Source organism: Antribacter sp. NEAU-D49 (assembly GCF_057158775.1).
The window spans coordinates 1-22,671 of sequence record NZ_JBXTSN010000004.1; the positions used below are offsets into that span (position 1 = coordinate 1).

General features: G+C 72.4%; 20 protein-coding genes and 1 rRNA gene. 16 read left to right on the forward strand and 5 right to left on the reverse strand.

Features of this window, described 5'->3' with window-relative positions; translation table 11 throughout:
* The first annotated feature begins 118 nt into the window (after positions 1–118).
* The 5 genes from rrf to AC060K_RS04815 all read left to right on the forward strand — a co-directional run bounded on the left by rrf (position 119) and on the right by AC060K_RS04815 (position 4,293).
* A 5S ribosomal RNA gene (gene rrf, locus AC060K_RS04795) occupies positions 119–235 on the forward strand.
* A gap of 153 nt (positions 236–388) precedes the next feature.
* On the forward strand, positions 389–685 hold the full coding sequence (gatC, locus tag AC060K_RS04800; RefSeq protein ID WP_483764324.1) for an Asp-tRNA(Asn)/Glu-tRNA(Gln) amidotransferase subunit GatC: 297 nt from the start codon (positions 389–391) through the stop codon (positions 683–685).
* A 1-nt stretch (position 686) separates the two neighbouring features.
* Positions 687–2,213 (forward strand): Asp-tRNA(Asn)/Glu-tRNA(Gln) amidotransferase subunit GatA, encoded by a 1,527-nt coding sequence (gatA, locus tag AC060K_RS04805; RefSeq protein ID WP_483764325.1) that lies wholly within the window; start codon positions 687–689, stop codon positions 2,211–2,213.
* Complete coding sequence (gatB, locus tag AC060K_RS04810) at positions 2,210–3,718, forward strand: Asp-tRNA(Asn)/Glu-tRNA(Gln) amidotransferase subunit GatB (RefSeq protein WP_483764326.1); 1,509 nt, start codon at positions 2,210–2,212, stop codon at positions 3,716–3,718. Before gatA ends, gatB begins: the two co-directional genes overlap by 4 nt.
* Positions 3,715–4,293 (forward strand): GNAT family N-acetyltransferase, encoded by a 579-nt coding sequence (locus AC060K_RS04815; protein WP_483764327.1) that lies wholly within the window; start codon positions 3,715–3,717, stop codon positions 4,291–4,293. Before gatB ends, AC060K_RS04815 begins: the two co-directional genes overlap by 4 nt.
* Before the next feature lie 54 nt (positions 4,294–4,347).
* Here the strand turns inward: AC060K_RS04815 and AC060K_RS04820 are convergent, their stop codons facing one another.
* The 3 genes from AC060K_RS04820 to AC060K_RS04830 are packed head-to-tail and all read right to left on the reverse strand — an operon-like array spanning position 4,348 to position 7,594.
* Positions 4,348–5,178 (reverse strand): energy-coupling factor transporter transmembrane component T family protein, encoded by an 831-nt coding sequence (locus AC060K_RS04820; protein ID WP_483764328.1) that lies wholly within the window; start codon positions 5,176–5,178, stop codon positions 4,348–4,350.
* Positions 5,175–6,995 (reverse strand): ABC transporter ATP-binding protein, encoded by a 1,821-nt coding sequence (locus AC060K_RS04825; protein WP_483764329.1) that lies wholly within the window; start codon positions 6,993–6,995, stop codon positions 5,175–5,177. The genes AC060K_RS04820 and AC060K_RS04825 overlap by 4 nt, the downstream gene beginning before the upstream one ends.
* Entirely contained in the window at positions 6,992–7,594 is a 603-nt protein-coding gene (locus tag AC060K_RS04830; protein ID WP_483764330.1) for an ECF transporter S component, read from the reverse strand. The genes AC060K_RS04825 and AC060K_RS04830 overlap by 4 nt, the downstream gene beginning before the upstream one ends.
* Positions 7,595–7,711: 117 nt before the next feature.
* On the opposite strand from AC060K_RS04830, the gene AC060K_RS04835 reads away from it, so the two are divergent.
* From AC060K_RS04835 to AC060K_RS04865, 7 genes are all read left to right on the forward strand, one after another.
* On the forward strand, positions 7,712–9,214 hold the full coding sequence (locus AC060K_RS04835) for a peptide MFS transporter (RefSeq protein ID WP_483764331.1): 1,503 nt from the start codon (positions 7,712–7,714) through the stop codon (positions 9,212–9,214).
* Between the two features lie 143 nt (positions 9,215–9,357).
* On the forward strand, positions 9,358–11,220 hold the full coding sequence (gene ilvD, locus AC060K_RS04840; RefSeq protein WP_483764332.1) for a dihydroxy-acid dehydratase: 1,863 nt from the start codon (positions 9,358–9,360) through the stop codon (positions 11,218–11,220).
* A 25-nt stretch (positions 11,221–11,245) separates the two neighbouring features.
* Positions 11,246–12,940, forward strand: a complete 1,695-nt coding sequence (ilvD, locus tag AC060K_RS04845) for a dihydroxy-acid dehydratase (RefSeq protein ID WP_483764333.1) — start codon at positions 11,246–11,248, stop codon at positions 12,938–12,940.
* A 91-nt stretch (positions 12,941–13,031) separates the two neighbouring features.
* Positions 13,032–13,691: a VOC family protein gene (locus AC060K_RS04850; RefSeq protein WP_483764334.1), complete on the forward strand. Its 660-nt coding sequence runs from the start codon at positions 13,032–13,034 to the stop codon at positions 13,689–13,691.
* 57 nt (positions 13,692–13,748) lie between these two features.
* Positions 13,749–14,603 (forward strand): ABC transporter permease, encoded by an 855-nt coding sequence (locus AC060K_RS04855; protein WP_483764335.1) that lies wholly within the window; start codon positions 13,749–13,751, stop codon positions 14,601–14,603.
* A complete protein-coding gene (locus tag AC060K_RS04860) occupies positions 14,596–15,390 on the forward strand; it encodes an ABC transporter permease (RefSeq protein ID WP_483764336.1) in 795 nt (264 codons plus the stop codon). Before AC060K_RS04855 ends, AC060K_RS04860 begins: the two co-directional genes overlap by 8 nt.
* Positions 15,387–16,334, forward strand: coding sequence for an ABC transporter ATP-binding protein (locus AC060K_RS04865; protein ID WP_483764337.1), 948 nt, complete (start codon positions 15,387–15,389; stop codon positions 16,332–16,334). The genes AC060K_RS04860 and AC060K_RS04865 overlap by 4 nt, the downstream gene beginning before the upstream one ends.
* Positions 16,335–16,350: 16 nt before the next feature.
* Here the strand turns inward: AC060K_RS04865 and AC060K_RS04870 are convergent, their stop codons facing one another.
* Both AC060K_RS04870 and AC060K_RS04875 read right to left on the reverse strand, forming a co-directional pair.
* Positions 16,351–16,926 (reverse strand): Uma2 family endonuclease, encoded by a 576-nt coding sequence (locus AC060K_RS04870; RefSeq protein ID WP_483764338.1) that lies wholly within the window; start codon positions 16,924–16,926, stop codon positions 16,351–16,353.
* A gap of 80 nt (positions 16,927–17,006) precedes the next feature.
* Positions 17,007–18,329, reverse strand: coding sequence for a cytochrome P450 (locus tag AC060K_RS04875; protein WP_483764339.1), 1,323 nt, complete (start codon positions 18,327–18,329; stop codon positions 17,007–17,009).
* A 150-nt stretch (positions 18,330–18,479) separates the two neighbouring features.
* Between AC060K_RS04875 and AC060K_RS04880 the strand changes: the two genes are divergently transcribed.
* From AC060K_RS04880 to AC060K_RS04895, 4 genes are all read left to right on the forward strand, one after another.
* Positions 18,480–19,343, forward strand: a complete 864-nt coding sequence (locus AC060K_RS04880) for a hypothetical protein (protein ID WP_483764340.1) — start codon at positions 18,480–18,482, stop codon at positions 19,341–19,343.
* 109 nt (positions 19,344–19,452) lie between these two features.
* Positions 19,453–19,698 (forward strand): hypothetical protein, encoded by a 246-nt coding sequence (locus tag AC060K_RS04885; RefSeq protein WP_483764341.1) that lies wholly within the window; start codon positions 19,453–19,455, stop codon positions 19,696–19,698.
* Positions 19,699–20,679: 981 nt separating this feature from the next.
* Positions 20,680–21,903 carry a 3-oxoacyl-ACP synthase III family protein gene (locus tag AC060K_RS04890; protein ID WP_483764342.1) on the forward strand — a complete coding sequence of 408 codons (1,224 nt, stop codon included), beginning with the start codon at positions 20,680–20,682 and terminating at the stop codon, positions 21,901–21,903.
* Complete coding sequence (locus AC060K_RS04895; protein ID WP_483764343.1) at positions 21,900–22,652, forward strand: glycosyltransferase family 2 protein; 753 nt, start codon at positions 21,900–21,902, stop codon at positions 22,650–22,652. Before AC060K_RS04890 ends, AC060K_RS04895 begins: the two co-directional genes overlap by 4 nt.
* Positions 22,653–22,671: the final 19 nt, after the last annotated feature.

The window sequence follows — 22,671 nt, forward strand, 5'->3', positions numbered from 1 at the left end:
AACACACCTATCAACATGCTACGCGTCCACTGTGCGGTTCCCGAGAAACGGGCAACCACCCCCACCCCGCCCTGACCAGGCGGGAACCCGGGGGATAACCCTGACAACTCGATAACGTTACGGCGGTCATGGCGTAGGGGAAACGCCCGGTCCCATTCCGAACCCGGAAGCTCAGCCCTACAGCGCCGATGGTACTGCCCTGGAGACGGGGTGGGAGAGTAGGACGCCGCCGGACACCCTTCACATCAAGACCCGCACCCTGGTGGTGCGGGTCTTGATGCATTTCCGGGCCAGGTCGCGTCACCGGATCGTCGTCGTCACACCACCGGATCGCCGTTGTCCCGGGATTCCGGGCGGTCCCGGGCCCTGCGCTGACTAGACTGGGCGCATGTCCACCATCTCCCGTGACGAGGTCGCGCGCGTGGCCGCTCTGGCACGGATCGACCTGCGCTCCGACGAGGTCGACCGCCTCGCCGGCGAGCTCGACGTGATCGTCGAGTCCATCGCCCGAGTGAGCCAGGTCGCCACTGCCGACGTGCCCGCGACGAGCCATCCCCTGCCGTTGACGAACGTGTTCCGCGCGGACGTCCCCCAGCCGGCCCTGCCGGTCGAGGACGTGCTCGCCGGTGCGCCCCAGCAGGAGGACGGCCGTTTCCTCGTACCGCAGATCCTCGGGGAGGAGTGACATGAGCACCGACATCACCCGCCTGTCCGCAGCGGAGCTCGCCGGGGCCCTCTCCCGGGGCGACGTGTCGAGCACGGAGGCCACCCAGGCCCACCTCGACCGCATCGCCGCCGTCGACGGGGAGCTCAACGCGTTCCTCCACGTCTCGTCCGACGACGCGCTGGCGACCGCGCGGGACGTCGACGCCCGGCGTGCCGCCGGCGAGGAGCTGCACCCGCTGGCGGGCGTGCCGATCGCCGTCAAGGACGTCGTCGTCACGCAGGGCATGCCGACCACCGCCGGGTCCAAGATCCTCGAGGGCTGGATCCCGCCGTACGACGCCACGCTCGTCGAGCGGCTGCGGGCCGCTCGCCTGCCGATCCTCGGCAAGACCAACATGGACGAGTTCGCGATGGGGTCGTCCACGGAGCACTCCGCCTACGGCAACACCCGCAACCCGTGGGACCTGGACCGCATCCCGGGCGGGTCCGGTGGCGGCTCGGCCGCGGCCGTGGCCGCCTTCGAGGCGCCCCTGGCGATCGGCACCGACACGGGCGGTTCCATCCGGCAGCCGGGTGCCGTGACCGGCACGGTGGGCGTGAAGCCCACCTACGGCGGCGTCTCCCGGTACGGGCTCATCGCGATGGCGTCCTCGCTCGACCAGGCGGGTCCCGTCACGCGGACCGTCCTCGACGCGGCCCTGCTGCACGAGCTGATCGGCGGGCACGACCCGCGCGACTCCACGTCGATCCCCGAGCCCCTCCCGGCGCTCGTCCAGGCGGCTCGGGAGGGCGCCACGGGTGACTTGTCGGGGCTGCGCGTCGGCGTCGTCACGGAGCTGTCGGGCGAGGGTTACCAGGAGGGCGTCTCGGCGCGCTTCGCCGAGTCGCTCGACGTGCTGCGCGGCCTCGGCGCGGAGATCGTCGAGGTCTCGTGCCCCAGCTTCACCTACGCGCTCGACGCCTACTACCTCATCATGCCGAGCGAGGCCTCCAGCAACCTGGCCAAGTTCGACGGCATGCGGTTCGGCCTCCGGGTGGAGCCGTCGGAGGGCCCGGTCACCGCCGAGCGCGTGATGGCCGCGACCCGTGGCGCCGGCTTCGGCGACGAGGTCAAGCGCCGTATCATCCTCGGCACGTACGCCCTGAGCGCCGGCTACTACGACGCCTACTACGGCAGCGCCCAGAAGGTCCGCACGCTGATCCAGCGCGACTTCGCCGCGGCGTTCGAGAAGGCCGACGTGCTCGTCTCGCCCACGGCGCCCACCACGGCGTTCCGGTTCGGCGAGAAGCTCGACGACCCGCTGGCGATGTACCTGAACGACGTGGCGACCATCCCCGCGAACCTCGCGGGCGTGCCGGGCATGTCCGTCCCGAACGGCCTGTCCGACGACGGCCTGCCGGTGGGCTTCCAGATCCTGGCGCCCGCCAAGGCCGACGACCGCCTGTACCGCGTGGGCGCCGCGCTCGAGACCGCCCTGGAGAAGACGTGGGGCGGGTCGCTGCTGGCCCAGGCCCCCGAGCTGAAGACGACGGAGCTGACCCGATGACCGCACCCACGCTCGACCTGGTCGCCTACGAGGACGCCGTCCGCCGCTACGACCCGGTGATCGGCATCGAGGTCCACGTGGAGCTCGGCACCAGGACCAAGATGTTCTGCGCGGCCGAGGTCGAGTACGGCGGCGAGCCCAACACGCAGGTGACGCCCGTGTCGCTGGGGCTGCCCGGCGCGCTGCCCGTGCTCAACGGCACCGCCGTGGAGCACGCCATCAAGATCGGCCTGGCGCTCAACTGCACCATCGCCGAGTCGTGCCGCTTCGCCCGGAAGAACTACTTCTACCCGGACGTGCCCAAGAACTTCCAGACCTCGCAGTACGACGAGCCCATCGCGTACGACGGCTGGCTGGACGTCGAGCTCGAGGACGGCACCGTCGTGCGCGTCGAGATCGAGCGCGCGCACATGGAGGAGGACGCGGGCAAGAACACCCACGTGGGCGGCTCGACGGGCCGCATCCACGGGGCGGAGTACTCGCTCGTGGACTACAACCGTGCGGGCATCCCGCTGGTGGAGATCGTCACCCGGCCCATCACGGGCGTGGGCGACCGCGCCCCCGAGGTGGCGCGGGCCTACGTGCAGACGCTCCGCGACATCTTCCGCGCCCTGGACGTGTCCGAGGCGCGCATGGAGCGTGGCAACGTCCGGGCCGACGTGAACCTCTCGCTGCGCCCCACGCCCGAGTCGCCGCTCGGCACGCGGACCGAGACCAAGAACGTGAACTCGTTCCGGTCGGTCGAGCGTGCGGTGCGCTTCGAGATCTCGCGTCAGGCGGGCGTCCTGGACGCCGGCCAGAAGGTGGTGCAGGAGACGCGCCACTGGCACGAGGACACGGGCGTGACGACGTCGGGCCGCGTGAAGTCGGACGCCGAGGACTACCGCTACTTCCCGGAGCCCGACCTCGTCCCCGTGGCGCCGAGCCGCGAGTGGGTCGAGGAGATCCGGGCCACCCTGCCCGAGATGCCGGTCGCACGCCGCAACCGCCTCCAGGCCGAGTGGGGCTACGCCGACGCCGAGATGCGCGACGTGGTGAACGCGGGTGCGCTCGACCTGATCGAGGCCACGGTCGCTGCGGGCACCAGCGCCGCCGGTGCCCGGAAGTGGTGGATGGGCGAGCTGGCGCGCCGCGCCAAGCAGGACGACCTGACCCTGGAGGACCTCGCGGTCACCCCGGCGCAGATCTCCGCGCTGCAGGCGCTCGTCGACTCCGGCCGCATCAACGACAAGCTCGCCCGCCAGGTGCTGGAGGGGGTGCTTGCCGGCGAGGGTGACCCCGAGGACATCGTGGTGGCGCGCGGGCTCGAGGTGGTGTCCGACGACGGCGCACTGCTCGCGGCGATCGACGACGCGCTGGCGGCGCAGCCCGACATCGCGGCGAAGGTGCGGGGCGGGAACCTCGGCCCGGTCGGCGCCATCATCGGTGCGGTCATGAAGGCGACGCGCGGTCAGGCTGATGCCGGCCGGGTGCGTGAGCTCGTGCTGGAGAGGATCGGCCAGTGACTCGCGGCCCGGAGCTCCGGGGCGAGATGGTACGGCTGCGCCCCATCGAGGCGCGCGACGCCGACCGGCTGTGGGAGTCGCTGCACGACCCGGAGGGCATGCGCCTGACGGGCACGACGGCGACGTTCACGCGCGAGCAGATCGACGAGTGGGCACGGACGGTCAGCGACCGTCCGGGCCGCTACGACTGGGCGGTCACGTCCGGCGCGGTGCGGGAGGGCAGGTTCGTCAGCGACGAGCTGCTCGGCGAGATCGTCCTCAACCAGATCGACGAGGACGCGCGCTCCGCGAACCTGCGCCTGCAGATGCTGCCCGACTACCGGGGGCGCGGGTACGGCCGTGAGGCCATCGAGCACGTGCTCCGCTTCGCGTTCGAGGGTACGGAGGAAGACCCGGGGCCCCGGCTGCACCGGGTCAGCCTCGACGTGCTGAGCATCAACCCGCGGGCCCGCGCGCTGTACGCGTCGCTGGGCTTCCGGGAGGAGGGCCGCCTGCGGGAGGTCTACCGCGACGGCAGCAGCTGGGCGGACGCCATCGTCATGAGCGTCCTCGAGGACGAGTACCGCTCGGCCTGACGGCTGCGCGGCCAGGGCTGCGGCGGCAAGCGGCGGGACGGAGGTCCCCGGCGACTACGCGCCGGGGACCTCCGGCATGAGCACGCCCACCAGGCCGGGCGCCCACAGGAGCACCGCGGCGGTGACTGCCCAGGCGGCGGCCACGAACCCGGCGTCGGACGGGCGCAGCGGTACCGTGTGGCGCTCCGTGCGCGTGGGGTGGGCCCCGAAGGCGCGGGCCTCCATGGCCAGCGCCACCCGTTCCGCGTGGCGCAGCGCGCCCGCGAGGAGCGGCACCACGTACCCGGCCCAGCGGCGCACGCCGGCGAGCGGTCCGCGCCCGCCCGCCATGCCGCGCACGCGGTGGGCGGCACGGATCGTCGCGAGCTCGTGCCCGAACCGGGGCACGAAGCGGAACGCGGCGAACGCCGTGTAGCCCACGCGGTACGGGACACGGAGGTGCTGGACGGCAGCCCGGACGACGTCGGGCCCGGTGGCGCTCACGCCCGGGACCAGGGCGACGGCGAAGAGCGCCCCGAGGCGCAGCGACGTCGCCAGGCCGACGAGCCACGTGCCGAGGTGGTACTCCCACGGCCCCGCCCGCACCAGGACCGGTGTGGCCGCGGCCTCGGCGGGAACCGACCACAGGCCGAGCGTCAGCGACGCCAGCAGGACGAACGCGGTCGGCAGCACGAACACGAGGACGCGGTGCGCTGGCGCCACGCGTGCCCCGGCTGCCACGAGGCCGGTCGCCAGGAGCAGGAAGACCAGCGGGGTGGCGAGGTCGCGCACGAGGACGAGCGCGACGAGCGCCGGCAGCACCGCCGCGAACACCGCGAGGGGGTTGACCCGGTGCAGGGGCCGGGTGCGGTCGTGCTGGGCCCACGGGTCGAGGAGCAGGCTCACGCGGCACCCCCTGCCCGGCCGCCGACGGCGGCGCCTCCGACGGCGGCGCCTGCGCTCCCGGCCGCGGCGTCTCTGCTCTCGGCCGCGGCGCTCAGCTCCTGGCGGGTTGCCCGGCGTGCCGGCAGGCTGCCAGGCAGGTCCTGCAGGCGGGCGACGGACCGCCACGCGGCGTGCCGCTCGAGCCCGCCCAGGGCGGCCGCCAGCGGGGGACGCCGGAGCCCGGCGTCGAGGAGCACGTCGTCGGCGAGGATGCGGGCCGCGGGGCCGTGGGCGACGAGCCGCCCGTCGGCGAGGACGGCGGCGTGCGACGCGTGGTCGGCGACGAGCTGGAGGTCGTGCGTGACGACCAGCACCGTGGTCCCGCCCGCGACGAGCTGGTCGAGGAGGTCCAGCAGCTCGGCGGCGCGCTCACGGTCCTGGCCGAAGGTGGGCTCGTCGAGGGCGAGCACCGCGGCGCCGGCGACGAGCGCCGTCCCTACGGACAGGCGGCGCTTCTGCCCGCCCGACAGCAGGAACGGGTGCACGTGCCGGTGGGCGGCCAGGCCGAAGCGGGCCAGGACGTCGTCGACCCGGTCGGCGACCTCGTCGTGCGGCACGCGCTGCACCTCGAGCGCGTGCGCCAGCTCCTCGGCGACCGTGTGCCGCACGAACTGGTGCTCCGGGTTCTGGAAGACGAAGCCCACGTGGCGGGCGAGGCGCCGCACGTCCGCCCGGGCGGGGTCCAGCCCGGCGACCTCGACGGTTCCCCGCGGTGGTGCGACGACGCCCGCCACGGCCTGCAGCAGCGTCGTCTTGCCCGCGCCGTTGACGCCCACGAGGGCGCAGAGCTCGCCCCGGCGCACGTCGAGCGAGACGTCGTGCAGCACGGTACGACGCCCCCGGCGCACGGACAGCCCGCGCACGCGCACCACCAGCTCTTCGGCAGCGGCGGGCTTGGCGGGGGTGGGGAGAGAGGGCAGGGTCTCCGCGGCGTCCAGCGCCTGCCGCAGCTCCGTCCCGGTCAGCGGCAGCGCGGGGAACGGGACTCCTGCGGTGCGCAGGCGCAGCGCCGCGAGCGTCGCGACGGGCAGCCACACGCCGAGCGCGAGCAGGTCCTCGGCATGGTCGGCGAGGACCTCCCGCACGGTGCCCTCCAGCACGAGCCGGCCTCGCCGGTCCAGGACGAGGACCCGGTCCACGAGGTCGACGCACGCGTCGAGGTTGTGCTCCACCAGCACCACCGAGCGGTCGCCCGCGGCCACCACGTCCCGCAGGGTCGCGTAGACCTCCTCGATGCCGGCGGGGTCCAGGTTCGCCGTCGGCTCGTCGAGGACGAGCACGGGGGCGCCCAGCGCCAGCGCGCAGGCGATCGCGAGGCGCTGCCGGCCGCCGCCGGAGAGGACCGCCGGGTCGTCGGCGCGGCGCTCCCACAGCCCTACGCGCCGCAGCGCGTCCTCGGCGCGGGCCAGCACCTCGTCCGCGGGGACCAGCAGGTTCTCGGGCCCGAAGCACACCTCGTCCAGGACCGTCCCGGTGACGACGGAGGCGTCGGGGTCCTGGAAGACCAGGGCGACGTGCTCGCTGAGGCGAGCGACCGGCGTCGTGCCGGCGTCCAGGCCGGCGACCGTGACGGTGCCGCGGACCTCCGCCGAGACCGCGTGGGGGACCAGCCCGTCCAGGGTGAGGGCGAAGGTGGACTTGCCCGACCCGCTGGGGCCGAGCAGGAGCACGACCTCGCCCGGGGCGAGGTCGAGACTGACGTCGGCGGGGGTGAAGGCCTCGTGGCCGTGGTGCCGCACGCCGACGTGGTCGGCGTGCAGCAGGTGCGGGGCGGTCACTCGTCCGCGGCCACGACCACGGTGGCGGCCCGCCGCCGTCCGAGGCCCTGGCGGGCCAGCTGGGCGGCCACGCGCTCCGCGAGCAGCGTGAGGGCGAACGCGAGGGCGACCGTCGCGACCAGCGTGGCGAGCGCGCCCCACGGGTAGAACGACGCGGGGAACAGACCGCTCAGGGCGCACACCACGTAGTACCCGGCACTCGCGAGCACCAGGGCGACCACCGACGCGTTGCGCACGTAGCGGTCGGACCAGCGGCGGTAGAGCACCACGAGGAACGGCAGCTCGAGCACCAGTCCCGCGACGACGAAGTTCACCGCCTGGGCAAAGCCGGTCGGCGCGACCAGGTTCACCACGCCCGCGAACACCGCGGTGAGGAGCCCCACGGCCGGGGCGCGGAACAGTGACACGGCCACCAGGGGGCCGAGCAGCCACACGCCCAGCGTGGCCGTGTACACGGCATACGCGAGCGGGCTCGGCGGGACGAGTGCCAGCAGGTAGTTGATCACCGCTGTGAGGAGGCCGCCGGCGGCGCCGATGGCGGCGCAGGAGAGCAGGAGGCGGGTGGAGAAGCGGGTGGGGCCGGCGGTCGGCGTCGTCATGGTGGTGCTCCGGTTCACTGGTGAGGGCAGGCTTACCTTAGGCGGTCTTCGGCCCTGGGGGGAGCCCCGTCCGGCGAGAGCGCGCGCTCTCCGGCCGCCGGTGCGACGATCGAGGGCATGACCCTTGCCGACCAGCCGGCCGCTGCGACCGACCGGCGCTTCTTCGGTCACCCCCTCGGGCTGATGACGCTGTTCACCACCGAGCTGTGGGAGCGGTTCAGCTACTACGGGATGCGCGCCATCCTGCTCTTCTACCTGACCGACACCGTCCAGGACGGCGGGCTCGGGCTCGACCAGACCACCGGGCTGGCCCTCGTGTCGATCTACGGCACCGCCGTGTACCTGCTGTCGGTGCTCGGCGGCTGGGCGGCCGACCGGCTGGTCGGCGCACGCCGCTCCACCCTCTACGGCGGCGTGATCATCGCGGCAGGGCACGTGTGCCTCTCGATCCCCGGCGCGGCCTTCTCGTACGTGGGCATCGTGCTCGTCGCCCTCGGTACCGGCCTGCTCAAGCCCAACGTGTCCGCGATCGTCGGCGAGCTCTACACGCGGGAGGACCCGCGCCGGCAGTCGGCCTTCTCGATCTTCTACATGGGCATCAACCTCGGCTCGCTCTTCGCGCCGCTCCTCGTGGGGCTCGCGCGCACCTGGGGCGGATACCACGCCGGGTTCGCCGTCGCGGCCGTCGGCATGGCGTTCGCGCTCGTGTTCTTCGTGGCCGGACGGCGCATGCTCGGCGGGGCGGGCGACGCCGTGCCCAACCCCATCGAACCCGGCGAACGGCCCGCCGTGCTGCGGATGCTCGCCGTCATCGCCGGCGGCATCGCCGTGGTCTACGGCATCGCGTGGCTCGTCAGCGGCGGGGGCATCACGTCCGTCATCGACACGCTCAGCTACCTCGCGTTCCTCGCGCCCATCATCTACTTCGTCGTCATGTACCGGTCGCCCAAGGTGACCGACGCCGAACGGCCGCGCGTCGTCGCCTACATCCCCCTGTTCGTGGCGGCGATGCTCTTCTTCATGATCTTCGAGCAGGCGGCCACCACCCTCGCCGCCTATGCCCGCGACCGCACCGACCTGTCGGTGCTGGGTATCACCGTGAACCCCGAATTCTTCCAGTCGGTCAACCCGGCGGCGATCATCCTGCTCACGCCCGTCTTCGCCTGGCTCTGGCTGCGCACCGGCAACCGCCCGCCCACCGCGTACAAGTTCGCGATCGGCCTGGCGCTCGCCGCCGCCTCGTTCCTCTTCCTCGCGGGAGCGGCGTCCCTCGCGGGCGACGCCAAGACCCCCGGCTGGGTGCTGGTCACCGTCTACCTGGTCCAGACTCTTGGCGAGCTGTGCCTGTCGCCCGTGGGCCTCGCCGCCACTACCCTGCTCGCGCCCCGCGCGTTCCGCAGCCAGGCCATGGCCCTCTGGTTCCTCGCGCCCGCGGCCGGGCAGGCCATCACGGCCCAGCTCGTCCAGGCCACCGAGGGCGCGTCGCCGACGGGCTACTTCGGCGTCATCGGGCTCGTCACGCTCGGCTTCGCGGTGGCGCTCGCGGCGCTCGGGCCGTGGGTCACCCGGCACGTGCGGCACGCCGACGAGCTGGAGGGCGTGCACACCGCGGGGGAGTGACGCCCCGCTGCCCGACGGCGGAGCTCACCTTCCGTACTGGAGGTGCGCTCCGCCGTCGGGCGCCGTCCGGAGTGTGACCCTCTGCGGTGGCTGCGGCCTGCGCGGACTACCCTCGGGGCAGCCTTTCGTGAAGGAGCTGAATCATGAGCCGTCCCCTGCGGTCCCGGACATCCACCCACGGCCGGAACATGGCCGGAGCCCGCGCGCTCTGGCGCGCCACCGGGATGGGGGCGGACGACTTCGGCAAGCCGATCATCGCCATCGCCAACTCCTACACGCAGTTCGTCCCGGGCCATGTGCACCTCAAGGACATGGGTGACCTCGTGGCGTCGGCGATCCGCGAGGCGGGCGGCGTGGCCAAGGAGTTCAACACCATCGCGGTGGACGACGGCATCGCGATGGGCCACGCGGGCATGCTCTACTCCCTGCCGAGCCGCGACCTGATCGCCGACTCGGTCGAGTACATGGTCAACGCCCACACGGCCGACGCGCTGGTGTGCATCTCCAACTGCGACAAGATCACGCCCGGCATGCTGAATGCCGCGCTGCGGCTCAACATCCCGGTGATCTTCGTGTCGGGCGGGCCGATGGAGGCGGGCAAGGCGGTGGTCGCGAACGGCGTGGCCTCCACCCCCCTGAACCTCATCAACGCGATCAACTACTCGGCGGACGAGGGGGTGGACGACGCGGCCCTCGCGCAGGTGGAGGAGAACGCGTGCCCCACGTGCGGCTCGTGCTCCGGCATGTTCACCGCCAACTCGATGAACTGCCTCACGGAGGCGCTCGGCCTGTCGCTGCCCGGCAACGGCTCCACGCTGGCCACGCACACCGCCCGCAGGGAGCTGTTCCTCGAGGCCGGCCGCACCATCGTGGACCTGGCGCGCCGGTACTACGAGGACGAGGACGACACGGCGGCTCCCCGGGGCATCGCCACGAAGGCGGCGTTCACCAACGCGATGACGCTCGACGTCGCGATGGGCGGCTCCACCAACACGGTGCTGCACATCCTCGCCGCCGCGCAGGAGGCGGAGGTGGACTTCGACCTCGCGGAGATCGACGCGATCAGCCGCCGCGTGCCGTGCCTGTCCAAGGTGGCCCCGAACCACCCGCGCTTCCACATGGAGGACGTGCACCGGGCGGGCGGCATCCCCGCGCTGCTCGGCGAGCTCGACCGCGGCGGCCTGCTCGACCACGACGTCACGTCGGTGCACACGCCCACGCTGCGCGCGTGGCTCGACGACTGGGACATCCGCGGCGGCAAGGCCACGGAGCGCGCGGTGGAGCTGTTCCACGCCGCACCCGGCGGCGTGCGCACCACGCAGGCGTTCTCCACCTCGAACCGCTGGGACTCGCTCGACACGGACGCGGCCGACGGCTGCATCCGCGATATCGAGCACGCCTACACGGTGGAGGGCGGCCTCGCCGTGCTGCGCGGCAACCTCGCGGAGGACGGCGCCATCATCAAGACGGCGGGCATCGACCCCGACGTGTTCCACTTCGTGGGCCGCGCGCTCGTGTGCGAGTCGCAGGACGAGGCGGTCGAGAAGATCCTCACCAAGCAGGTGGAGCCGGGCCACGTGGTGGTCGTGCGGTACGAGGGACCCGCGGGCGGCCCGGGCATGCAGGAGATGCTCTACCCCACGTCGTTCATCAAGGGTCGCGGCCTCGGCAAGGTGGTCGCGCTCATCACCGACGGCCGGTTCTCCGGCGGCTCGAGCGGCATCTCGGTGGGGCACGTGTCGCCGGAGGCGGCGGCGGGCGGCACCATCGGCCTCATCGAGGACGGCGACGAGATCGAGATCGACGTCGAGACGCGGCTGATCCGCGTCAACGTGCCGGACGCGGTGCTCGCCGAGCGCCGGGCCAAGATGGAGGCGTCCGAGCAGCCGTGGCAGCCCGTGGGCCGGGACCGGTACGTCTCGCCCGCGCTGCAGGCCTACGCGGCCCTGGCGACGTCGGCCGACAAGGGCGCCGTGCGTGACGTGGCGCGCCTGCGTCGCGGCTGAGCACGGGCGTTCCTACACTCGGGCCATGACGGAGCCCGACATCAAGCCACGGTCCAGGCAGGTCACCGACGGCATCGAGGCCACGGCCGCGCGCGGCATGCTGCGCGCGGTCGGCCTCGGGGACGCGGACTTCGCGAAACCGCAGGTCGGCGTAGCAAGCTCGTGGAACGAGATCACCCCCTGCAACCTCTCGTTGGACCGCCTCGCCACGGCCGTGAAGAACGGGGTCCACGCCGGCGGGGGGTACCCGCTCGAGTTCGGCACGATCTCCGTGTCCGACGGCATCTCCATGGGGCACGAGGGGATGCACTTCTCGCTGGTCTCGCGCGACATCATCGCGGACTCCGTCGAGACGGTGGTGCAGGCCGAGCGCCTCGACGGGACGGTGCTGCTGGCCGGCTGCGACAAGTCCCTGCCGGGCATGCTCATGGCCGCCGCGCGCCTCGACCTGGCGAGCGTGTTCCTCTACGCGGGGTCGATCATGCCGGGCTGGGTCCGGCTCGAGGACGGCACGGAGAAGGACGTCACGATCATCGACGCGTTCGAGGCCGTGGGGGCGTGCGCCCGCGGGCTCATGAGCGTCGAGGACGTGGGGCGCATCGAGCGGGCCATCTGCCCGGGCGAGGGCGCCTGCGGCGGCATGTACACGGCGAACACCATGGCGTCGGCCGCGGAGGCGCTGGGGATGTCGCTGCCCGGGTCGGCCGCGCCGCCGTCGGCCGACCGCCGCCGGGACGCCTTCGCGATGGCCTCCGGCGAGGCCGTGGTGAACCTGCTGCGGCTGGGGATCACGGCGCGCGACATCCTCACCAAGGAGGCGTTCGAGAACGCGATCGCCGTGGTGATGGCGTTCGGCGGGTCCACCAACGCCGTGCTGCACCTGCTGGCGATCGCGTACGAGGCCGAGGTGGACCTCACCCTCGACGACTTCGACCGGGTGGCGAGCCGCGTGCCGCACCTGGGCGACCTCAAGCCGTTCGGCCGGTACGTGATGAACGACGTCGACCGGATCGGCGGCGTGCCCGTGGTCATGAAGGCGCTGCTCGACGCCGGCCTGCTGCACGGCGACTGCCTCACCGTCACGGGCCGGACGGTCGCGGAGAACCTCGCGCTGATCGACCCGCCCGACCCGGACGGCAAGATCCTGCGCGCCCTCGACGACCCGATCCACCGGACGGGCGGCATCACGATCCTGCACGGGTCGCTGGCGCCCGACGGCGCCGTCGTGAAGTCCGCCGGCTTCGACTCCGACGTGTTCGAGGGCACCGCCAGGGTGTTCGAGCGCGAGCGTGCCGCCCTGGACGCGCTGGAGGACGGCACCATCCAGGCGGGCGACGTGGTGGTCATCCGGTACGAGGGTCCCAAGGGCGGGCCGGGCATGCGGGAGATGCTCGCCATCACCGGTGCGATCAAGGGCGCGGGGCTCGGCAAGGACGTGCTGCTCGTGACGGACGGCCGGTTCTCCGGCGGCACGACCGGGCTGTGCGTGGGCCACATCGCGCCCGAGGCCGTCGACGCCGGGCCCATCGCGTTCGTGCGCGACGGCGACCGCATCCGCCTCGACGTGGCCGCCAAGACGCTGGAGCTGCTCGTGCCGGGCGAGGAGCTCGCCGCCCGGGCCGACGGCTGGGTGCCGCTGCCGCACGCGTACACGCGCGGGGTGCTGGCGAAGTACACCAAGCTGGTGCAGTCGGCCTCGCGGGGCGCGATCCTCCAGTAGGCGGAGGGCCGGCGGCTCGCAGGCCGCCCGAGTGTCGGTGGCTCGTGGCAGGGTGGGGTGTGATCTGAAGCACGCACCGCCGGGAGGGCTCATGACGGAACCGAAGCAGGGACGGATCACGCCCGGGCAGTTCCACGCCGAGCGGGGCGTCGGCGACTGGCGCGTGCTGCTGCAGGTGGCCTGCGCCCGGTTCGCGACGGGGTCGTTCGTGACGGGGGTGCGGCTCGTCGACGCGATCGCCGAGCTCGCCGAGGCGGCCAACCACCACCCGGACATCGACCTGCGCTACCCGCACGTCACGGTGCGGCTGACGACGCATGACGTCGGAGGGCTGTCCCAGCGCGACGTCGAGCTCGCGCGCGACATCTCCGCCGCGGCTCGGGAGCTGGAGATCCCGGCCGACCCGACGGGCCTCCAGGAGCTCGAGATCGCGATCGACGCGCTGGACCGGCCCGCGGTGCAGCCGTTCTGGGAGGCCGTGCTCGGCTATAGGCCCGGCGACGGCGACGTCGCCGACCCCGCCGGCCGGGCCCCCGCGTTCTGGTTCCAGCAGATGGACGAACCCCGTCCGCAGCGCAACCGCATCCACGTGGACGTGACCGTCGCGCACGACGTCGCGGAGCAGCGGGTGGCGGCCGCGCTCGCCGCGGGCGGCACGCTCGTGTCCGACGCGGCGGCGCCGTCGTTCTGGGTGCTCGCCGACGCGGAGGGCAACGAGGCCTGCGTCTGCACGTGGCTCGGGCGGGAGTGAGGGCGGGCCGGTAATCCGGGCGACGGCGGGCCCGCCCGCCGGTAGGGTCTTGTGCTCGTGCGCGCGCCCCGGGACCTCAGGCTTGGCGGCATCCCGAGGCCGGACGGCGGCCTCCGGCCCCGCGCCTACTGGCTGCTCCTCGTCGCGGGGATGCGCACCCAGTCCGCGTACCCGCTCGCCACGTTCGCGGGCCTGGTCGCCAACGCGACGTTCGGTCTCCTGAAGACGGCCATCCTCTTCGCTGTCGTCGAGGCCGCGGGCGGCGGGATCGCCGGGTACACCGCCGGGACCATGAGCGCCTATGTCTGGCTGTCGCAGGGCCTGCTCGGGTCGGTGAACCTCTACGGCCGCAGCGACCTGACCGAGCGGGTGCGCACCGGGGACGTCGCCGTCGACTTCCTCCGGCCGGTGAACGTGCAGGCGGCCAACATCCTGCCCGCGATCGGCAAGGGGCTCTTCGCCTTCCTGCCGCGCGGGCTGCCGGCGATCGTCATCGGCATGCTCGTGGTGGGGATGACCATGCCCGCCACCCTCGGACCGTACGTGCTCGGAGTCCTCAGCGTGCTGCTCGGGATCGTGCTGTCCCACGCGGTGGTGTACCTCATCGCCGTGAGCGGGTTCTGGCTGGTGGAGACGCGCGGCTTCGTGGGCCTCTACATGTCGGTGGCCGGTCTGTTCGCCGGCCTCTTCACCCCCTTCCACCTGTTCCCCGACTGGCTGCAGGCGGTGGGCCGGGCCACCCCGTTCCCCTCCATGATGATGTTCCCGATCGACGTGATCACCGCGCGCGTCACCGGGTTCGCCGCGCTGCAGGTGATCGGCGTGCAGCTCGTGTGGCTGGCGGCGGTGCTCGCCGTCGGGCACCTGATGACCCGAGCCGGGCAGCGGAAGCTGGAGGTGCAGGGTGGTTAGCGCCTACCGAGCCGTCCTGGCCTCGCGGGTGCGCGCGCAGCGCAGCTACCGCACGAGCTTCGGGCTCGACCTGCTGGGGGCCTTCCTCGTGGGCCTGACCGAGCTGGCCGAGGTCTACGTCCTGTACATGGCGGTGGAGGGGATCGGCGGGTTCACGTTCGCCCAGATCCTGCTCGTCTTCGGCCTGGCGGACCTCTCGTTCTCGCTCGCTGACCTGGTGTTCGGCCACGTAGACGACCTGCCCTCGTACGTCCGCTCGGGGATGCTCGACGTGTTCTTCCTGCGCCCCCAGCCCGTCCTGCTCCAGCTCGTGACCAGCGACATCAGCGTCCGCAGGCTCGCCCGGGCCACCGTGGGGGCAGGGGCCCTCACCGTGGGCCTGGTCCTCAACGACATCGACTGGGGCCCGGCCGCGGTCGGGCTCCTGGTGCTGGCGCTCGTCAGCGGGATCGCGACCTTCGCGGCGCTGTTCGTGACCGCCGGCGGCCTCCAGTTCTTCCTGGTCAACGGCGCGGAGATGACCAACGCGTTCGTCTACGGCGGCCGGTACGCCGCCACGCAGCCGGCGTCGGTGTGGCCGCGGGTCGTCACCGTGGTGTTCGGGTTCGTCTTCCCCATGGCCTTCACGGCGTACCTGCCGGTCACCGCGCTGCTCGGGCTGCCGGGCGCGTCGTGGCTCCCGTCGTGGCTCGGCTGGTGCGCGCCGCTGGCCGCGCTGTGGTCGTGGGTGCTGGCGCTCGCGTGCTGGCGGTGGGGGATCCGGCACTATCGAGGAGCAGGTGGATGAGCATCATCGAGACGCAGGACCTGACGCGGGAGTTCACGGTGCGGGACGGGCTGCGTCGTCGGACCGTGACCGCGGTGGACGGGCTGAGCCTGCGGGTGGAGGCGGGGGAGTCCGTGGGCTACATCGGCGCCAACGGTGCCGGGAAGTCCACCACGATCAAGATGCTCGTGGGGATCCTCGTGCCGACCCGTGGGGAGGCGACCACCTGCGGCCTGCGGCCAGTGCGCGACCGGCGGATGCTGGCGCGGCGGGTGGGGGTGGTCTTCGGGCAGCGGTCGCAGCTGTGGTGGGACCTGCCGGTGCGGGAGTCGTTCGAGATCCTGGCCGCGATCCACGGGCTGCCTCGGGCCGAGGCCCGCGCCCGGGCCGCCGAGCTCGCCGAGACGCTCGAGCTCGGCGAGTTCCTCGCCATGCCGGTGCGCCAGCTCTCCCTCGGCCAGCGTATGCGCGCGGAGATCGCCGCCGCGCTGCTGCACCGGCCCGAGCTGCTGATCCTCGACGAGCCGACGATCGGGCTCGACGTGCTGTCCAAGCAGCGCCTGCGCGAGTTCCTGATCGCCGAGCGCCGCGAGCACGGCACCACCCTGCTCCTGACCACCCACGACATGGGCGACATCGAGCGGCTCTGCGACCGCGTCCTCGTCGTGGACCACGGGCGGCTCGCCTACGACGGTTCTCTCGACGGGCTGGCGGCGACGGTGGGCGCCCGGCGCGTTCTCGTGGTGGACCTCGTGGAGCCCGCCGCCGACCTCGTGGGCCTGCCCGGCACCGAGCACCTGCGCAGCGAGGGCGGCGGCCTGCGGCAGCACCTCGTCCTCGACGGTTCCGTGACGCTCGCGCGCGTGCTCGCCGCCGTCGCCGAGCACGCCGAGCTGCGCGACCTGTCCATCGAGGAGCCCGACATCGAGGACGTGGTGCGGAGGATCTACGCGGCGTCGCGGTGAGCTGAGGGGCGGCTCGTCAGGAGTAGAGCGAGCGCACGTCCAGGGTGATCGGGAACGGCCTGTCCACGGCGAGCTTGTCCCGGACGATCCCGGCCGGAGCGTAGGCCCGGGTGGCGTCGTCGAGCTCGTAGACGTGGATCGCCGTCGCGCCCTCGCCGTCCTCGTCCTCCACCCGCCAGAAGTGGGGGATGCCGGCCCCGGCGTACTTCTGGAGCTTGACCGTCCGGTCCCGGTGCGCCGACTCCGGCGAGACCACCTCGACGACGAGGAGTATCGCCGCCACGTCGTACCAGGTGTCGGCGGGACCGAGGGCCGTCGTCGCCGCGACCACGTCGGGTTCCGGGCGGTTTCGTTCGTCGAGGCGGACGGTCATCTCGCTGTTGACCTCGATACCCGCCGGTGCCTGGTCGGCGAGCTCGTTGTGCAGCGCCAGGACCACGCGGCGGTGCCAGTTTCTCTGCGGGGACATCATGAAGACGAGGGCTCCGTCGATCAGCTCGGTGTGGCGTGGCGCGTCCGGCAGATCGTCCAGGTCCTCGGCGAACCAGCCCTCGGGGCGCGGAGGGCGCATCCAGTCGGGAAGGTCGGTCATGGGATCACCGTAACAACGCGGGCTACCGCCGTCACCGGCCAGCTTCCGCAGTGCAGGGCGCATGCCTAGAGCCTAGAGGACTATGTGCGAGCGCGCGCGACCAGCAGCTCCCGGTACGACGGGATCAGCACCCGCCGCTGCGCGCGGCGGCGCACGACCCGCAGCGGCTCGCCGTCCGACCACAGGGTCCGCAGCAGCGCGGCGATCTCCGCCCGCGCGAGCGCGGCCCCGAGGCACAGGTGCCGGCCCGCCCCGAACCAGAGCTGGCGCGTCTCGCGCACGTACGGCCGGTCGGCCCGGAACGGGCCCACGGCCGCGTTCGCCGACCACACCAGCAGCATGATCCGCTCGCCCGCTCGCAGGCGGGCGCCCCCGAGCTCCACGTCCGCGGCAACACCTCGCCCGATCACCGACGCCGGGCTCGTCACGCGCAGCCCCTCGCGCACCACGTTCTCGATCGGGTCGGCCTCGCCGGGAAGCAGGCTCGCCAGCGGCGGGCTCCCGGGCGCCACGCTGCCCGACGACGCCGCGGGCGCACCCAGGCGCACCGCGTCGCGGTCCGGCGCGTGCTGCCGGAGCCGCGCGAGCAGCCGGTGCTGCTCGCCCGTGTCGACGAGGAGAGCGGTGGTGCGCATCATGGCGCTCGCGGACGTCTCGGTGCCGGCCACCATGAGGAGGCTCGCGAGGCCGGTCGTCTCCTGGAGCCCCAGGCCGAGCTCGCGGCAGCGGCCCAGCAGGCGGTCCGGCGGCGCGGACTTCCAGCCCTCGGGGACGCCCGCCGTGAGCTCCTCGACGATCGAGCGGGCGGTCGCGACCTGGGCGGGGGACAGCCGGGTTGACCCGGCGGTGCCGAGCGCGACGGTCGCGAGGCGCTCGCCGGTGGCGAAGGCGTGGAGGGCGCTGTCGTCGTCGGGCCAGGTGTCGCCCGCGCCCTCGGGCGCCGGCAGGCCGAGCAGGGAGACCATCATGCGGCCGACGAGCACGCGCGCCAGGCGGGCGACGTCGACGGCCTCCCCGGCGCGGAGCGCGTCCCCGGCGTCGGCGAGGGTGGGGCCCCACGCGTCGGCGACGAGGGCCGCGGAGCTCGCCTCGGTGAAGAGCTCGCGCGAGCGGGAGCGGAGGTCGTGGTGGCCGGGGCCGTCGAAGAGGTCGGGCACCCAGTCTCCGAGGATCTGTGTCCAAAGATCACCCACGCCGCCCTCGCCGAGGATCGTGAAGGAGCGGTGGTCCTGGAGGACGGCGCGCGCGACCACCGGGTCGGCGGTCACCCAGCCGATCCCCGGCACGCGGCGGACGGCAGGCCCGGCGACGGCGTGACCAGCGAGAAGGAGGCCCGCCATGGCGGGGCGGGCGCTCCACAGGAGGCCGAGCTCGTGGCGGGTGGTGGGCAGGATGGTCGGCACGGGCAGAGTGTGGCAGGGATAGGGCTGACGTGCTTGAAAGGCCGTACAGTCGCCACCGACTCAGGCGATCACACGTCCCAGCACCGAAGGGTGGTCCCCCGGATGTCACTCGGTCTCTCCCGTGAGGATCCCGAGCGTGCCTGCGGGCCGATGGACGATCACGTCCGGGAGTACTTGGAGGACGTGTCGTCGACAGACCCCGAGATTGCTGACGACGCGGTCGGCGGCCTGGTCGAGGTGCTGATTGGCGGGGGTGTGGTCCGTCCGCTCACATTGCCGGCGATCCCGTACCTGGTCGATCTGGTCGCGGACGGAGGCGTGCGTGTGGCCAGACTTCTGACACTTCTCGGGTGGATCGCCGAGAGTGAGGACGAGGCAGACATCCCTGAGGGGGCCGCGCGCGCCGTGGTCGCTGACGGGCTGCCACGCCTGCTTCCGATGCTGGACCATCCCGAGCTGGAGATCCGGCGGCAGGCGGTGTTCGCTGTCGCGCAATGTCGTCGGCCCGGGACGACGTTCGCCCGGCTGCTTGCCCGATGGGATGTCGAGCGTGAGGCGGTTGTACGGGCCGACCTGTTGTTCGCGTTCGCGTTGCTGGATCCCCAAGGTGCGACGCCCCTGGTCGTCGCCGGTCAGGACGCTGAGGCCGAGGAGGCGGTGCGGATGGCGGCGCTCTTCACGGGGATCGACGTGGGTCTGCCCTGGACGGCCGAGTCGAGCGAGGAGATGATCTCCCTGCTCAAGACGGGCGATCGGCTCCAGGACAGCAGCTGGATCGACAGGTGGGAGGGCTCGCTGGAAGCACTTGTCGAGCGTCTGTGGATGCGCGGTCACGCAGAACGGGCGGTCGAGCTCCTGACCAGAGCGGTGGACACCGACTTCGGCTCGTACGACGTCGCACTGCCCGATGCCCTCGGAACCGCGATGTTGCTCGATGAGTACGACCGTGACTCCGGTGGGTCCACAGCGTTCACGGCGGTCCTCAAGACTCTCCATGAGTCAACCGGATCGTAGGGTCGAACTCGCGCTGTCGAAATGCCTTGGATTGACTGGATCTAGCTCGACATTCGTCACGGTCGAATCCAGACCGCTTTTCCGATCGAGATCCCGGAGCCCCAGCCCCATGAGTTCTCACCTGTTCCAACAGCTTCTGCGCGACATGACGTCGTACGAGCACTCGGTCATTGTGGACGTGCTTCACAGCCGCGATGTGAGACGCGAGTACCTCACCTTCAACGTGTTCAACGTGCTCATCGATTTCGACCAGGCCATCGTCACGGTGGAGGACGAACTCGATGCCGACGCCAGCCTAACTGTGCCATTGCAAGAGGTTATCGGCGCGATCGATCGATGGGCCGCGACGGAGTGAGAACGCTGCCTGAACGCGGCGGTCGAAGTCCTGGAGCGGTGGTTCCTACCTGGGCTGATGCCTCGGTAGCGGTCCTCGTGCGCGTTCCGCTCGTTTTCCGAGTGTGAGCGTGGCCGGCAGGAACACGTGAGAATCGGCTCGGCCGGACCAGCGCACCCGCGCTCTGGTTGGCGTGTTTGTTGCGCCCACGGCGGCTTGGTCGCACTGCTTGCTCTGTGCCAGGCGCCAGGGCGGGACAGTTTCGCAGATCAACCAGAATGATTCGAATGAGAGGGATAAGTCGTTCTGATGTCAAAGATTCAAGCAGCATTTGAACTCGAGTCGCAGTATGGCTGCATTGTTGTTCGGGACACTGAGTCCGACGGTGACGTATCGGGGTGGGATCCCGCGGTTCAACAATGGCTTTTTGACCGCGGATCAGCGATCTTCTCTGTCCGTCCTGGCGTTGAAGGGCCCGTGCGATGCGAAATCTGGCGCGGAATGCCGCCAGAACCCCTGGGTGATGTCCTCCTTGCGGAGGTGTTTTGGATTCATGGGGCGCTTCAGATCGAAGATCCTGCGGGGGTTGTGGATATTCGACTCGCCTGGATTCGCGGTGAGCACCAAGTGCAAGTACTCGTCGATGACTCCGCGTGGCCCTCGCGGGCACAGATAGTGATCGACCCGGAGGTCGCGTGAATAACGCTCATACCCTCTTGGTCATAATGTGACGTCTCAGGGCCGTTGCAAAGTTGATCACCCGGTCGGCGGATGGTTGATCGGCTGACGAAGATCAAGTCCGCCTGTGACGCCGCTCGACCCGGCGGAGTCAGCACCGTGCCAGGCGTGTTCCGCTTCCAGCACCCGGAGGTGCTGAACGCGGCGGTGGAAGTCCTGGAGTGGTGCTACGCGTGCGAACATCGCGAATAGTTGCTCCGTCTGCGGAGCAGACCCTTCAGCTGACCCGCTCGCCGCCCCGCCCACCCCACTACGCTGTGCCGAGTGCTCCCCGATCCGGCCGCCGCGCCGCTCGCCCCGCCCGCTCCGGCCGCCCAGCAGGCCGGCGCGCCCAGCCCCGTAGCCCGCCTCGCGGCCGTCGCCGTGCACCTCCCGGACCGGACGGTCGACGTGCGCGACGCCGAGCGCGAGCTCCACGCCCGCAACCCCGGTGTCGCGCCCCGGGTGCCGATGGTGTCCCGGCTGACCGGCGTCCGCACAGTCCACGTCCTGGCGGACGACGAGCAGGCCTCCGACCTCGCCGTCGGCGCAGCCCGCCGCCTCCTCGCCGCGGAGGGCCTGACCGTCGACGACCTGGACCTCCTGATCTTCGCCTCCGCGAGCCAGGACATGGTCGAGCCCGCCACGAGCCACATCGTGGCCGCCAAGCTCGGCGTTCGCGCGCCCGTCATGGACGTCAAGAACGCGTGCAACTCCGTGCTCAACGGCATCGAGGTGGCCGAGGCCCTCATCGGCACGGGCCGCTACGCCCGCGTCCTCGTCGTGAGCGGCGAGGCGCCGTCGCGCGCCGTCCGCTGGGACGTCCCCGACCGGGCCACGTATGCGCTCTCCGCGCCCGGCTACACCATGTCCGACGCCGGCGCGGCCGTCCTCGTGGAGGCGGTCGGGCAGGCGGCCGGCGGTCCCGCCGTGGCGGGCCTGGCGGCGGCTGGCGCGACGGACCTCGACGCCGAGCTCGCGGCTCTGGTGGGCGACGCCCGGGCGGGGGACCGGGCCGACGACGGGGTCGGCGCCGCCCCGGGAGAGGCGGCACCCGCGCCGTCGGGCATCCTGGCCTCCGCCTTCGCGGCCGAGTCGCAGCACTGGGACGTGGGCATGCTGCCCGGGGGCGGCACCGCGCACCCGCGGGACCTGGAGCGCACGTACTTCGAGATCGACGGGTCGCGCCTGCGTGACGCGTTCCTCGCGCTCGGGCCGGGCACGGTGCACGAGGCGCTGGACCGCGCCGGGCTGACGTGGGACGACGTCGCGCTCGTCGCGGTGCACCAGGTCGCCGTCGCCTACCTGGCGGACGTGCACCGCGCCCTGGGCGTCCCGGACGACCGCACCGTCCTCACGGTCGCGGACCACGGCAACGTCGCGTCGGCGACCCTGCCCCTGCAGCTCGTCACGGCGCTCGAGACGGGCCGCCTCCGGCGCGGGGACGTGGTGATGCTCGTGGGGCTCGCCGGGGGTATCAGCATCGGCGCGATGGTGGTGCGCTGGTGAGGCTCGCCGTCGTCGTGCCTGCCCGGGACGAGGCGCACGGGATCCGCGCCACCCTGGAGGCGCTGCACGCGCAGGAGGACGACGACTTCGACCTGGTCGTGGTGGACAACGGGTCGTCGGACGGCACGGGCGACGTGGTCCGGGCGGCGATCGCGGAGTGGGGGCGCGCCCGCTGGCGCGTGATCGCTGAGCCGGAGAAGGGCACGGGCGCCGCTGCCGACACCGGCATGCGGGCGGCGATCGCGGGCGGTGCCGAGCTCCTCGCGCGCACCGACGCCGACTGCCTGCCCCCGCCGGAGTGGACGCGGCGTATGCGCGAGGCGCTGGCGTCGGGCGACGAGCTGGTCGCCGGACGTCTCGTGCCGCGCACCGACGACCGGTCGGTGTCGCGGTTCCAGCAGGGTGTGCTGTCGGCGGCGCTCGCGGTGGCGAGCGCGTTCGGCAAGATCCGGCCGGGCAACCGTGACGACGGGTACCTCGGCCCGTACGTGATGGCCCCTGGTTGCAACCTCGGCATCACGGCCGCGCTGTACGAGGCCGCGGGCGGTTTCCCGCGCACCCGCATCGAGGACGTGCACGAGGACCGCGCACTGGTCAACGCCGTACGCCGCCTCACCACGCGGTATGCGGAGCACCCCGAGGTCTGGGTGCGCGCGTCGACGCGGCGGGTGCACGCGTGGGGACTCGTACGGACGCTCGGCTGGTACGCCGACCACCGGTACCGGCCCGAGGTGGTCGACATCCGGTGAGCTCCGCCGTCGCAGAGAA

Excerpts from the sequence above, each read along its gene's own strand:
- ilvD (WP_483764332.1), top strand. The coding sequence starts at position 9,358 with ATGAGCCGTCCCCTGCGGTCCCGGACATCCACCCACGGCCGGAACATG.
- AC060K_RS04830 (WP_483764330.1), bottom strand. The coding sequence starts at position 7,594 with ATGACGACGCCGACCGCCGGCCCCACCCGCTTCTCCACCCGCCTCCTG.
- AC060K_RS04870 (WP_483764338.1), bottom strand. The coding sequence starts at position 16,926 with ATGACCGACCTTCCCGACTGGATGCGCCCTCCGCGCCCCGAGGGCTGG.
- AC060K_RS04865 (WP_483764337.1), top strand. The coding sequence starts at position 15,387 with ATGAGCATCATCGAGACGCAGGACCTGACGCGGGAGTTCACGGTGCGG.
- AC060K_RS04880 (WP_483764340.1), top strand. The coding sequence starts at position 18,480 with ATGGACGATCACGTCCGGGAGTACTTGGAGGACGTGTCGTCGACAGAC.
- ilvD (WP_483764333.1), top strand. The coding sequence starts at position 11,246 with ATGACGGAGCCCGACATCAAGCCACGGTCCAGGCAGGTCACCGACGGC.
- gatB (WP_483764326.1), top strand. The coding sequence starts at position 2,210 with ATGACCGCACCCACGCTCGACCTGGTCGCCTACGAGGACGCCGTCCGC.
- AC060K_RS04850 (WP_483764334.1), top strand. The coding sequence starts at position 13,032 with ATGACGGAACCGAAGCAGGGACGGATCACGCCCGGGCAGTTCCACGCC.
- AC060K_RS04835 (WP_483764331.1), top strand. The coding sequence starts at position 7,712 with ATGACCCTTGCCGACCAGCCGGCCGCTGCGACCGACCGGCGCTTCTTC.
- gatA (WP_483764325.1), top strand. The coding sequence starts at position 687 with ATGAGCACCGACATCACCCGCCTGTCCGCAGCGGAGCTCGCCGGGGCC.
- AC060K_RS04885 (WP_483764341.1), top strand. The coding sequence starts at position 19,453 with ATGAGTTCTCACCTGTTCCAACAGCTTCTGCGCGACATGACGTCGTAC.
- gatC (WP_483764324.1), top strand. The coding sequence starts at position 389 with ATGTCCACCATCTCCCGTGACGAGGTCGCGCGCGTGGCCGCTCTGGCA.